Annotated in this window: 8 protein-coding genes; 2 read left to right on the top strand and 6 right to left on the bottom strand. The window is 45.1% G+C overall.

What is annotated here, in order from left to right; translation table 11 throughout:
* Nucleotides 1–14: 14 nt before the first annotated feature.
* The 5 genes from ACHZA2_RS17625 to ACHZA2_RS17605 form a co-directional block, all read right to left on the bottom strand.
* Nucleotides 15–1,964 carry a DUF4118 domain-containing protein gene (locus tag ACHZA2_RS17625; protein ID WP_319580803.1) on the bottom strand — a complete coding sequence of 650 codons (1,950 nt, stop codon included), beginning with the start codon at nt 1,962–1,964 and terminating at the stop codon, nt 15–17.
* Nucleotides 1,965–1,968: 4 nt separating this feature from the next.
* A complete protein-coding gene (kdpB, locus tag ACHZA2_RS17620) occupies nt 1,969–4,074 on the bottom strand; it encodes a potassium-transporting ATPase subunit KdpB (RefSeq protein WP_319580802.1) in 2,106 nt (701 codons plus the stop codon).
* A complete protein-coding gene (gene kdpA, locus ACHZA2_RS17615; RefSeq protein ID WP_319580801.1) occupies nt 4,067–6,478 on the bottom strand; it encodes a potassium-transporting ATPase subunit KdpA in 2,412 nt (803 codons plus the stop codon). Before kdpA ends, kdpB begins: the two co-directional genes overlap by 8 nt.
* Nucleotides 6,479–6,947: 469 nt before the next feature.
* Nucleotides 6,948–7,766, bottom strand: a complete 819-nt coding sequence (locus ACHZA2_RS17610; RefSeq protein WP_319580800.1) for a hypothetical protein — start codon at nt 7,764–7,766, stop codon at nt 6,948–6,950.
* Between the two features lie 223 nt (nt 7,767–7,989).
* Nucleotides 7,990–8,763 carry an ABC transporter substrate-binding protein gene (locus ACHZA2_RS17605; protein WP_319580799.1) on the bottom strand — a complete coding sequence of 258 codons (774 nt, stop codon included), beginning with the start codon at nt 8,761–8,763 and terminating at the stop codon, nt 7,990–7,992.
* A gap of 92 nt (nt 8,764–8,855) precedes the next feature.
* Between ACHZA2_RS17605 and ACHZA2_RS17600 the strand changes: the two genes are divergently transcribed.
* Nucleotides 8,856–9,689 (top strand): hypothetical protein, encoded by an 834-nt coding sequence (locus tag ACHZA2_RS17600; protein WP_319580798.1) that lies wholly within the window; start codon nt 8,856–8,858, stop codon nt 9,687–9,689.
* Between the two features lie 172 nt (nt 9,690–9,861).
* Nucleotides 9,862–10,806, top strand: a complete 945-nt coding sequence (locus ACHZA2_RS17595; protein ID WP_319580797.1) for a transporter substrate-binding domain-containing protein — start codon at nt 9,862–9,864, stop codon at nt 10,804–10,806.
* An 84-nt stretch (nt 10,807–10,890) separates the two neighbouring features.
* Here ACHZA2_RS17595 and ACHZA2_RS17590 read toward each other — a convergent pair whose 3' ends face one another.
* Nucleotides 10,891–12,756: an amidohydrolase family protein gene (locus tag ACHZA2_RS17590; protein ID WP_319580796.1), complete on the bottom strand. Its 1,866-nt coding sequence runs from the start codon at nt 12,754–12,756 to the stop codon at nt 10,891–10,893.
* Nucleotides 12,757–12,803: the final 47 nt, after the last annotated feature.

The raw sequence follows: 12,803 nt of genomic DNA, 5'->3' as shown, positions 1-12,803 counted from the left end.
TATAATGGGTATCATTATCCCTTTCCAAACCGTTCAATCGCAAGTCCTGTAAGATCAGCAAACAATTCAAGCATCCGTCCCTCCTCCGGAGAGATAACACCTTCAACCTCTTCAGGTTTTACTCCGAGGACTCCCAGGACTTTTTTTCTGCTTCTGATTGGAATAAAACGCAACCGCGAGGCATGAAGAGTATCTGTATCGTACCCGACAATATCATTCTTTGAAAATGCCCATTGTGCAACTGAAATCTCATTATCGGTAATATGGAGATTGTGGGATGAACTGCTGACCATCAGGGAGTTGTTATGTGGATTGAGAATGACTGCCTGCCAGTTAAAATTCTCCTCAACTTTGAGAATTACCGCAGATAATACTGATTTTAGATCAGATGCCCCTGCAAGGTTTTTTGCAAGCCTGTATAGAGCTGCATTCTCCTGTTCACGGGCATGAGCTGATTTTGCATAATCCTGAGTTTTGGAGATCAGGATGCTGATAACTGTCCCAACCAGGATCATGCCAAAGAATGTAATAATATATTGTGTGTCTGATACTCTGAAGGTGTAATAAGGAGGGACTAAAAAGAAATCAAACATCAGAACGCCGATAATTGATGTGAAAACTGCAAGATATAACCCCCTTCTGAAGGCTGCCATCACCACAACCATCAGATAAAACATAATGAGATTTGTCTGTGAGATGTAATTCTTCAAAACATCTCCGAAGATGGTGACAATGCCAACAAGGATCAGACTTTCAAGATATTTTCCTGGTAGTGTTACCGGGAGGATTGAGTCATCAGAATACGAAATACTCTCCCTTTTTTCATCACTACTGCTGATCACATACACATCGATCTCTCCGCTCTTGTGGATCATCTGATCCACGATCGACCCGAATATGAGTTCTTTCCATCGTGATCTCAATGTTTTACCGATTACTATTCGGGTAATATTATGTTTTTTTGCATACTCGATCAGGGTATCAGGAATATTGAGTCCGAAGATCGTCTCTGTCTTCCCTCCAAGACTCTCTACCAGTTTAATAGTCTTATAGATCTGTTCTTTTGCAGAGTATGATAACCGGTGATGCATTGGCGTCTCAACATACACGGCTCTCCAGTCGGTGTTTAACCGATCGGCCTGACGTTTTGTAGTCCTGACAAGTTTTTCAGAAAGAGGACTTGGACCGATAGAGACGAGAAGATGTTCAGATACCGGCCATGGACCTGGAATTGATCTGGTCTGCATGTACTCAAGCATCTGGGTATCAACCCGGTCTGCAGTCTTGCGAAGAGAGAGTTCACGAAGAGCAAAGAGATTTCCTTCATTGAAGAACTGTTCAATAGCACGGGTAGCCATATCAGGAACATAGACTTTTCCTTCTGCAAGTCTTGTTCTCAATTCTGCAGGAGGAATGTCCATGAGTTCAATCTCGTCTGCCATGTCCACGATGCGGTCCGGGACAGTTTCATGAACGATTATTGACGTAATTTTCGCAACAACATCGCGTACGCTCTCAAGATGCTGGATGTTGAGTGTAGTGTACACATCGATTCCTGCTGCTAATAGTTCCTCAACATCCTGGTACCGCTTTGTATACCTAAATGAAGGAGGATTGGAATGAGCCAGTTCATCAACAAGGACAAGGGACGGATGAGCCCTGATGATAGAATCGGTATCCATCTCGTACAGGATTGTTGATTTGTATGGAATCTCTGCACGCGGGATGATCGGTAGTCCTTCTATCAGGGCATCGGTATCAGGTCTTCCGTGAGTCTCCACATATCCGATTCTGACATCAATCCCTTCTGCAAACCGCTCATGTGCAGCCTTGAGCATCCCGTAGGTCTTCCCTACACCTGCTGCATACCCGAGAAATATTTTGAGTTTTCCTGCCTTTTCTCTCGTCTCTTCTTTCTGAATTTGAGAGAGGAGGAGATCAGGATCGGGTCGGCCATCATCCATTATCTTATCCCATGCCTGTCAGAACCAGAATGAGATCTATTATCTTTATTCCTATAAACGGAGCGATGACTCCGCCACCTCCATAGATGAGGATGTTGTTTCGCAGTGCTTCATCCGCGGAGAGTGGTTTGTAGGTAACTCCCCGGAGGGCAAGGGGGATCAAGGCGATGATGATGAGAGCATTGAATATCACGGCAGAAAGGATAGCCTGATGGAGATCCATGATATTGAGAGCAGCGAGGGCAGGGTATGTCCCGACAAATGCTGCAGGAATAATTGCGAAGTATTTCGCGATATCATTCGCAATACTGAACGTTGTCAGGGCTCCTCTGGTCATGAGCAGTTGCTTTCCGATCTCCACAATCTCGATAAGTTTGGTCGGGTTACTGTCAAGATCAACCATGTTTGCTGCTTCGCGTGCCGGTTGTGTACCGGTGTTCATAGCAACAGCAACATCTGCCTGTGCAAGGGCCGGGGCATCATTGGTGCCATCACCTGTCATGGCAACGAGACGCCCACCTTCCTGATACTCACGAATGAGACGAAGTTTGCTCTCCGGTGTAGCCTCGGCCAGAAAATCATCAACTCCAGCCTCTGCAGCAATAGTTGCAGCGGTAAGACTGTTGTCACCGGTTATCATGATCGTCTTGATCCCCATGTGACGAAGTTGAGCAAATCTCTCTTTTATCCCTCCTTTTACGATATCTTTCAGGTAGATTACACCAAGGGCTTTTCCATCCCGGGTTACTACCAGCGGAGTTCCCCCGGCCCTCGATATCTCGTCTACTTTAGAGATGAGATCATCAGATACCTGAGTCCCCTTCTCTTTCATATAATTGTAGACGGCTTCTGCTGCCCCTTTTCGGATCTCTCTGCCGCTTACGGTAACACCGCTCATCCGGGTGTGGCTTGAGAATGGAATAAACTGCATCTCCGGAGAGTCATCATGAGCACCGACTGTCCTTCCCCGGAGCCCATACTCGTTTTTGACTAAAACAACAATACTTCGACCTTCCGGAGTCTCGTCAGCAAGGGATGCGAGTTGTGCAACTTCAACGAGTTCTGAAATCTCTGTCCCATCAACCGGAATGAGCTCTACAGCCTCACGGTTACCAAGAGTGATCGTTCCGGTTTTATCAAGAAGGAGGACGTCAACATCTCCGGCAGCCTCGATGGCCCGCCCTGAAGTAGTAATCACATTTCTTCTGATGAGCCGGTCCATCCCTGCAATTCCGATAGCACTGAGAAGTCCGCCGATAGTTGTCGGAGCAAGACATACGAGCAGAGCAATCAGGATTGTGACACTGACCACCGTCCCTGTTCCCGCCGCCCTGACACTGTAGAGCGAGAATGCATACAGGGTGGCACAGACACAGATGAAGATCACGGTCAGACTGATGAGAAGGATATTCAGGGCAATCTCATTTGGAGTCTTTTGCCGCTTTGCCCCTTCGATGAGGGATATCATCTTGTCAAGGAATCCTTCTCCAGGGTTAGCTGTCACCCTGACAATTAGCCAGTCTGAAAGTATGGTCGTCCCGCCAGTTACGGCACTCCGGTCTCCTCCTGATTCTCTGATAACCGGTGCACTCTCTCCGGTAATGGCACTCTCGTTCACCGATGCTATTCCCTGGACAATCTCACCATCAACCGGAATGACATCCCCGGCTGTAACATAGAAGAGATTGTCTTTCTGAAGCATGCTTGATGAGACCTCTTCTACCATTGAATCAGCCGGAGGAGAACTCTGTCCAAGCGTGTACTGATCCGGAAGACGCTTAGCAAGTGTATCCTGTCTCATCTGACGCAGAGCCTGAGCCTGGGCTTTTCCCCTTCCTTCAGCAAGAGCCTCAGCAAAATTAGCAAAAATAACCGTGAACCAGAGCCAGAGTGAGATCATTCCAATGAACCAGGCCGATTCATCACTCAGGTTGAGGAGGGCCATAATCCAGAAGATTGTGGTCAGGGCACTTCCGATCTCAACCACGAACATGACCGTATTTTTTGCCATGAGCCTGGGATCGAGTTTGATCACCGACTCCTGTATTGCTTTGAGATATAGATCACGAGAACTGGCTGAACTCCGGGCATTGCGAATTGGATCAGACATGCATCAGACCTCCCTGCAAGAGAAATTCTGCAATCGGGCCAAGGGCAAGGGCAGGAAGAAAACTCAAGACTCCTACGCTTACAATGACAAAGACGAGCCAGATAATAAAGAGTGGCCGGTGATCCTGCAATGTTCCCCCGGATTGCGGAACAATCTTCTTTTGTGCGAAAGACCCGGCGAGGGCTAACAGGAGTATCAGCATTGGGAATCTTCCTACAAACATCTCAAGGGCAAGAGCCAGGTTGTAAAACAATGTGTTTGCACTGAGCCCTCCAAATGCACTCCCGTTATTCCCAACAGCCGAGGAGAATGCGTATAAAACTTCAGAGAATCCATGGGCCCCGGGATTGAAGATAGAGGAAGTTCCTGCATCTGTGACCACTGCTATTGCAGTACCTACGAGGATGGCAACTATCGGGATGAGGATGACGATGGCTGCCAGAGTCATCTCTGGTGGTTCGATCTTTTTTCCAAGATATTCCGGGGTTCTGCCCACCATAAGCCCTGCGATGAACATAGCGATGATGACATACACAATCATCACTCCAAGGCCGGATCCGACTCCGCCAAAGACGATCTCTCCGAACTGAATCATCATGAGTGGGATCAGTCCTCCAAGTGGAGTAAACGAGTCATGCATAGAATTTACTGCACCACATGAGGTCGCTGTGGTCGCCACTGCAAAGAGGGCACTATGAACTATTCCGAATCTGACCTCTTTTCCTTCCATATTTCCTCCGGACTGGAGGGCATTTGGAGATTGATCAATATCGGAATGTGATAAGAGTGGGCTGCCGCTCTGCTCTGCCCAGAAACAGATCCCCACGAGAGGGATGAAGATGATGAGCATCGCAATAAGCAGGGCTACTCCTTTCTTTACCGATCCGATCATGCTTCCGAAGGTATAACAGAGTCCTGCCGGAATGATCAGAAGAGCAATAATCTCAAGAATATCTGAGAGAGGCGTTGGGTTCTCATATGGGTGGGCAGAATTAGCGTTAAAATATCCGCCGCCATTTGTTCCAAGTAACTTGATTGCAATCTGTGAAGCTGCCGGTCCCTGAGGGATAACCTGGGTTGTTGCAACTGTGGACCCATTATCTGTGAGTGGATCGAGGAGTTGAACTGTAGCAGGTTCGTTAAAATTCTGAATTGTTCCCTGTGATACCAGGATGAGAGAGAAGATAATGCTGAGTGGAAGGAGAATCCAGATACTTCTGATCAGGAGTACCCAGAAGTTTCCGATGGATCCAGCCTGCTTGCGGGTAAACCCATAGATGAGGGCTACAAGAACTGCCATTCCGGTTGCAGCTGAGAGGAAATTCTGAACTGTCAGTCCAAGCATCTGGGTAAGGTAACTGAGAGTTGTCTCGCCGGCATATGCCTGCCAGTTTGTGTTGGTGGTAAAACTGACTGCAGTGTTGAGTGAAAGATCCGGAGCGACTGCACCAAGATTCAGGGGATTAAGAGGAAGGTAATGCTGGATCTGCTGGAGGATGAACACGACAATAATGCCAAGAATGTTGAAGATCATCAGTGCAAAGGCAAATGTCTTCCAGTCCATCTCGTCATCGTTCTTAATTCCCGCCCTGCTTAAGATCCAGGATTCAGATCTTCGAAATACGTTGGTGCCTGAGCCAGTTCCCTGGTAGATATGAACCATGTATCTTCCAACCGGAATAACCAGCGCAACCAGGAGAACAAAAAAGATAACGAACTGAAGCCAGTCTGAAGCTCTGATTCCAAGGATGATTGGGGTTTTTTCAGAAATTTTTGTTGACAATGAGCTCGTGAGTTGATTGTTTGGAGATTGGTATGAGTCAAGGTCCTGGTTTATTGACAGAACATTGACTCTGCTCTCACCAAGTACTCCAAACTGTGGGCCCTGAATATTCTGGTTTACAAGCCCGGTTAAAGTACTGGTATCAATCCCTCGTGCATGAGCAACTCTTGGAATCTGGTAGTACGCAGAAGCGATGCTGATATCTGGGTCTAAACCACTCGCTGATGTTGTGACGAGATCTACAGGAATAAGATCTGTGGCATGTAGCGATCTGGTTTGCATCTCCAGAATAGATGAGGTCACCCGATCGCCGAGTGCCGGATTTGTCGGTCCATAATTAGAGCCAGAAGAGAGACTCGAATTATATGATGGTGATGTAGCAGAGAGCCTGGACCAGAAGTACTTCTCTGAAGTAAATGGCTGTCCTATAAGGGCCGATCCTGAATGATGGCCATGGAGATCAAATAGACTGCCGTTCGCCTGCCAGGGGAAGAAGATCATGGCAAGGCCCGTTACCAGAAGTGGATAGATGATCCCGGTGATGATTGTAAGCAGTACGAAGATAACAATGGCAGGTTTAATCTGCCTAATGAGCGATGGGTATTTTAGATAGAGATTCACTCAACTCAACTCATGTCGAGAAATTATTTAATCTGCGACATATCTTGGTTTTCTCGATCGTGATTAAAACCTTTCTCGTCTCTGGAAAAAAGTCAATGTAAAAATGAGGAATTTCCTTTTATTTTTTGATATTTTAAGGATGATTCTTTCAGAATGAAAACCGCGGCTAATAATAATAGATATACCATTCTCTCCCCATTATTCAAGGGCATACAATGGATCCTACCCGGAAGAGAATTGGATGGAGGTCAATGGTTTCTTTACCCAAATTATATGATCCAGCCATTCAGTTGTAAAAGGAGATGTGGTCCATCTTCAAATCATGATAAAGGATAGAGATATTGGAAAACTGCCTAAGAGGTACGTACTCATCCTTCGGATTTATAAAAATCCCAACGGTGCCCCGTTGGGGGCCCCAGGTAGGACCGGTGAAAAGGACTTTTTCATGCAAAAAGAAGAGTGGTATCTATTACACCCGTAATCCCGAGACGTATCCAAATGACTTCTGGAAGTTCTTTATTCCACCACTTACTGTGGATATATCTTTCCAGGTATTTGTGGCTGATGTCTTGTTCCAGTTGTCTCCGGTTGTGTCCCTGGCCTCCATGATACTGCCTGCAAACACGGTCTTTACAATTCCTTCAGCATACCCTGAGCCTGAGTTTGTATCAGGAGTCACTGCTATCTGGTAATTGAGAGCAGCTGGAACATCTTTCGTGTCTGCAACTGATCTGAGGCCTCCTTTTGAGGATATCTGGGCACTGTTTACATTTATCAGGCTGCTCTTTGCAGTAACGATGTTACAGAACGAAGGCATCTGTGACTCGTCTCCCCGTGAGAAGACACAACGTATGTTACCATCCGTATCCTCACCGTTTCCTGCTACAGAGAGTGTATACTCCTCTTCACCAACAAGATGAGATCCGTCAACACTTGCATATGTCAGTACTTTCTGGGTCTCAAGGTTATACATTCCTGAAGACTGATCTCCTGAATTGAAATCAACCCGTTTGTTCATCATGAGATGTCCGCCGTTGGTCATGGTTGAATCATGATAACTGACATCAGCAACAGACTGTCCTGCGCCTAACATTCCGGTTGGTATCGACCCTGGAGAAGCCAGAGTCCAGGAAAACATTGTACTGTCAGAGACAAATCCCACGACGTCAATGACAGTGGTAATGGATATCATCTGATTTTCTGGTGTCTGGTTCGGCAGCCAGTCTGCCGAAACCCCCCCTGTAACCAGAAAAAGAGTGACCACTCCAAGTATTGTAATATTTCGCATTATCTATCCCCTGTCTGCCCACCAGACAAACAATGAATAATTCGTATCAGGGATGTTAATATGTTTTCTATATATCTGGTGGATCAAATATGATAGTTGAGAAGAGATCAGTCCGTGTAAAATTGAACAAAAATGATTTTATAATGATGTAGTCTTCATCTAAATAATCGGACCTGCCATCTGGTTTACAAACCGACCAATCTTCGTCCATGAATACTGACCATCATTCTGCTTTACGGTCCAGAAATCGATGTTTGCATATTTTCGATCTCCTGAAGTCGGTCAATGAGGTGTAGCCTGATAGCCCGTAAAAGTGGCATGCATTATCTAAAAATATAGGTCCCGTATCGGTTACTCCGGGGCTCATAATTTCTGTAAGTGCAGCAAGCTGGACTGCATCATTGATGACAACTGCATAAGGAGTGGCCTTAATTCCGGTAGCATTCTGCAGACGTTTAGAGAATTCCATGAACGTAGGCTCATTCTCTATCTCGCCATACATTGTTGCAGTAAAATTTGTCTTTGTTGCGAATTCTGCTGCATTCTTTTTCTTTAGGACCGAGTCAGAGAGGGCGATACCATCAGTTCCAAACCATGGAACAGAACTGAGTACCAGGTTTTGCGATGCTTCCTCGAGAAGATCAGTAACTTCATCAAAACCAATCGCCAGAACTGCAGTGCCGGTCTTCTTATCAACAGATTGAACAGATTCTGCTATCTTATCGACGGTCGAATTAAAGGAGTTCGTTCCAGTCTCATAATAGACTGGAGTGGTCAATGTATAGTTGCCTTTGGTGGAGAGATTACTGACCAGTTCTAATAATTCCTGCCCATATACATCATTTCGAACAACTGGAATGATAGTTGTGTAGTTCTGCTTCTTAAGCAGGCCCATTATTCCCTGGGCCTGAATGGTGTCATCCGGACAGAGTCTGAAAATTGTGTTATCCTTACTTGAGATGCCCGGTGTTCGTCTGTATGATAGGAATAGAATCATACCAATTTTTCCGTAACCACTGCATAGGTAATGGTTAGAATTTCGTTCAAACATGAAGATTGTTGTATCTGTATCCAAAGGAGACTGGTAATATGAAACATATAATCACAGGATTGATACTTGCTATTCTGTGCGTTGGTTGTGTTATGGCAGCTGAAGACAGCCTGGGCGTATCTGGTGAACTGAATGTCACTCAAAACGAGATCTGGACCATGAGTCCGGAGGCTGCTCTTGCATTAGAAAAGACATATGCAACAGATATCAGGTGCGTAGATCAGACCTATCGGTATCTGAAAACCGGTGATCAAACCGCTAAAGAGGATATCCTTGATGCGATGTATGATTATAATGGAACTGTCAGTACATGGCTCAATACGGTAGATAACTCAACCAGACAAAGCCCGGAGGCCACTGCTGATAGAAAGAGATCATTTGCGGCATGGACTGAACTGAATCAGACCCTTGTGCAGATATTATCCACCATTGATAGGAATGAGACGGTTGAATCCGGCCTTCTTTACAAATTCGAGAATTCCAGCTGGACTCACTTACAAACCTTTGATACATTGATGGATTATGTCGATGAAGACTCCTTTGATCAGAACACGTCGCGGATCGAACTATATTTGATCCTGATGAATGGGCTCATTGTTCCTGATGTATATGAGATGACCAAAAACTCTGAAGAGAAACAAAGGTTCTCATCTCTGATGAACTCATTTGATGAAAAGATAAAATTGTATGAGTCACGGTTCCCTGATGTAAAAACGAATGAACTGAAAACCGTGAAAACAGATCTTGTCACGAATGCAGATCAGGTATTCTCATCGATAGATGCAGGGAAAGAGATCCCTGTAGATACTGCCCTTCAGTTGCATGATCTTTCAGACAATATCTGGTTGAACTTTTCAACTTTATCAGGTTGAACACGACCTGTTCATACCCTTTTTTACACCACTTCATCAGGAACAAGTCAATTATTGGTGTTCGGTTCTCTGCTTCTGATTGAAGAACCTTCGTTAGATTTATTCTTGAGTTCAAATAAAAATACTTATGTGGCATCAAAATCTCAATATTATCATCCATCAGGAGAATTTCATGCATATCGAAAGGATTTTTTTGGGAATACTCGTAATTTTACTCGTATTCTCTGTATCTATGGTTTTTGCAGATCAGAATACATCTGTTGTCCAGCAGGACAGGCTTCAGGAGATTCTATCCCGGGGCACACTGGTTGTAGCAGTTAACACTGATCTCGCATCTGATTTTAAAGTCAACAACGAAACGGCACGCGATCCTGAATCTAAATGTTCTGATCTTCAGTATGCTGAAAACCAGGTGAGCGGATATGATGTGCAGATCGGGTCTCAGGTTGCAAAAGAACTTGGAGTTGACTCCTGTTATGTCCCCACAAACAGTTCTGAACTGAAGAACACGAAATGGGGTGACAAGTGGGACTACTACACGGACTTCTATATGACAAACGACCGTCTGAAATGGTTATACTTTGCACAACCGATATTTGCAGTTTCGTCATCTTTTTACATAAGGGCCAACGATACCAGTGTCTTCAACATCTCTGACCTATCTGGAAAGACTATCGGGGCATATGTTCAGTCTGCCCAGACCAGTTACCTGAATAATAACCTCACTATGGTTGGAACTGTCAATGATAATCCTGTCAAAGATCCAACGATCGTAGAGTATGCTCAGGATTCAGATGCAATCAATGATCTTGTAACAGGAAAAGTTGATGCACTTCTGTTCCCTGATACAGATATGAATAATGTAATTGCAAACGGAACTCCGATCGTTGCTCTGGAACCCTATGCATTTATGGGGTATTCCGGGATTGCAGTTGAGAAAGGAGATGGTAATTCTACCGTATCTTTTGTTGAAAAACTGAATGAGATCGTTCAAAAGATGCATACCGACGGATTTCTCTCATCCATCTACATGAAAACGTACAACCAGGATCTCAGCAAAGATGCACAGGCTTTTGATATCTCATCCCTTCATCAGTTCAACGAAAGTTCTTCCTAATCTCTCCTTTTTTATCTGTGTTTCGGGTTCTGATTTTCTCATTGAGAGATTCAATGCTTTTGCATCAAAAAGAGTTTAATCTGGTTAATTTTCAGTTGTGTTTGTAACCAGTAGATCACTGTATACCTGCTTTCCTTCCAGGTATGTTGCGACTACGTGAGCCTTGTTGATATCCTCTGGCTGGATTGTAAATAGATCCTTGTCAATGACGATGATATCTGCAAGTTTCCCGGGTTCAATTGACCCTATACTGTTCTCCATGAAGTCGGTATATGCACCGGTATAGGTGTAGGATTCGATTGCATGCTGGAGATCAATCCGCTCCTCAGGTCTGTAGGGCTTTTTGTATGGTGAATCAGGGGGAAGTGGAAGCCTTGTTACTGCCGTTCTGATACCGTCGAGAGGATTGAATGTCAGGTAATCAGTTCCTACCGGCCAGTCAGATCCAAATGCAACCGGGATGTCATTATCCAGGAGCGTTTTGAGCGTGTACATGTGCTCAGCACGATCGCTGCCGAGGTATGGAAGAGAGACATTTCTGAAGTTATTATCATAGTAGAACCAGTTCGGTTGCAGAGATGCAACTATTCCAAGAGATTTGAGTCTTGGGATATCAGAGGAGTTGATCAACTGGATGTGTGATATCTTATGTCTGGAATCCCTCTTTCCGTTCTCATCTCTGGCATTCTCATATGCATCAAGGCATAGTCTGACGGCTCCATCACCGATAGAATGAATATCTACCTGGAATCCTTCCCTGTCCAGAGTTCTTATCATCTCATCAAACCGGGAGACGTTCCAGTTTATCATCCCCTTTGTCTCAGGTTGATCGGTATATGGAGAGAGGAGATATCCGGTATGGCCTTCTACAACACCATCCAGGAACAGTTTTCCGGTTTCAAGTCTGAAGAGACCTTTTGTGTCCTTGAGATTTTGTATTGATTTGAGTTGATGGTCGGAGGTATTTGCCAGCCTCGTATTCAACGTGATATCATTATTTTGACTGGTTTCATTATCCGACGGGTACGAACTGAAGATGTCCTGTTCCAGTTCCATCAGAGCGATCTGCTCAGTTCCGAAGTTTGGAACAGCCACCATCTCTCCAAATATCCGGACCGGTAGTTTCCCCTGACTCTCCAGGTGTGAATAGGCTAGGATCATTCCGGGTGTCAGGGCAGCATCATCTGCTGTTGTGATTCCGTATGCTGCAGCCTTGGGCAGGACATCCATTACCTTCTCTTCGATATCGGACGGAGTGAGAGGAGGTACTTTGCTTGTGACAAGATTGGATGCTGCCATCTCTCTGAGAACACCGCTCGAGTCTCCATTGGCATCATGTTCTATCTTGCCTCCCTCTGGGTCAGGTGTATCAGCGGTTATTTCTCCGACCTCGAGTGCTTTTGAGTTCACCCAGGTTGCATGACCGTCAAATGATATTAGAATTACCGGTTTGTCCGGGATCACGGTATCTATGAATGCTTTATCAGGCCCGGTCTGGTTGAAGATGTAATAATTCCATCCGAATCCCCGGATAACATCAATATCAGGATGTTCAGAATAATAGTTTGAAAGAAGCTGCTGAACCTCGCTTACAGAGTGGCATGCCGAGAGATTTACCCCGAATGTCAGCTCAGCCGATGCTCCAAAATGAATATGTGAGTCGATGAATCCTGGTAATACCATCATTCCTGCAAGATCATGGACGTTGGTTTTTGGTCCGATATACTTCGTGATATCACTGCTTGAATTTACTGAAAGGATTGTATCTCCTTTTATTGCAACTGCTTCCCTGGGATTTTCAGACCAGTTCGTTCCAGGTTCTACAGTATATACTGAACCGTTAAGCAGGACGGTGTCTGCATACTGATCTGCATAGACCGGGAGCGTTGAACAACTGATGGCGGCAAAGAGAATAAGTAGAATGATATGCAGGGGACTCGGTTTCGACATACTAGGTATATGAAGGGATTTTTGATATAAGAGGTACTCTGTGTAGT

Source organism: uncultured Methanospirillum sp. (genome assembly GCF_963668415.2).
Classification (GTDB): Archaea; Halobacteriota; Methanomicrobia; order Methanomicrobiales; family Methanospirillaceae; genus Methanospirillum.
This window is presented reverse-complemented; position numbering and strand designations above follow the sequence as displayed.

Excerpts from the sequence above, each read along its gene's own strand:
- kdpB (WP_319580802.1), bottom strand. The coding sequence starts at position 4,074 with ATGTCTGATCCAATTCGCAATGCCCGGAGTTCAGCCAGTTCTCGTGAT.
- ACHZA2_RS17625 (WP_319580803.1), bottom strand. The coding sequence starts at position 1,964 with ATGGATGATGGCCGACCCGATCCTGATCTCCTCCTCTCTCAAATTCAG.
- ACHZA2_RS17605 (WP_319580799.1), bottom strand. The coding sequence starts at position 8,763 with ATGATTCTATTCCTATCATACAGACGAACACCGGGCATCTCAAGTAAG.
- ACHZA2_RS17590 (WP_319580796.1), bottom strand. The coding sequence starts at position 12,756 with ATGTCGAAACCGAGTCCCCTGCATATCATTCTACTTATTCTCTTTGCC.
- ACHZA2_RS17610 (WP_319580800.1), bottom strand. The coding sequence starts at position 7,766 with ATGCGAAATATTACAATACTTGGAGTGGTCACTCTTTTTCTGGTTACA.
- ACHZA2_RS17600 (WP_319580798.1), top strand. The coding sequence starts at position 8,856 with ATGAAACATATAATCACAGGATTGATACTTGCTATTCTGTGCGTTGGT.
- ACHZA2_RS17595 (WP_319580797.1), top strand. The coding sequence starts at position 9,862 with ATGCATATCGAAAGGATTTTTTTGGGAATACTCGTAATTTTACTCGTA.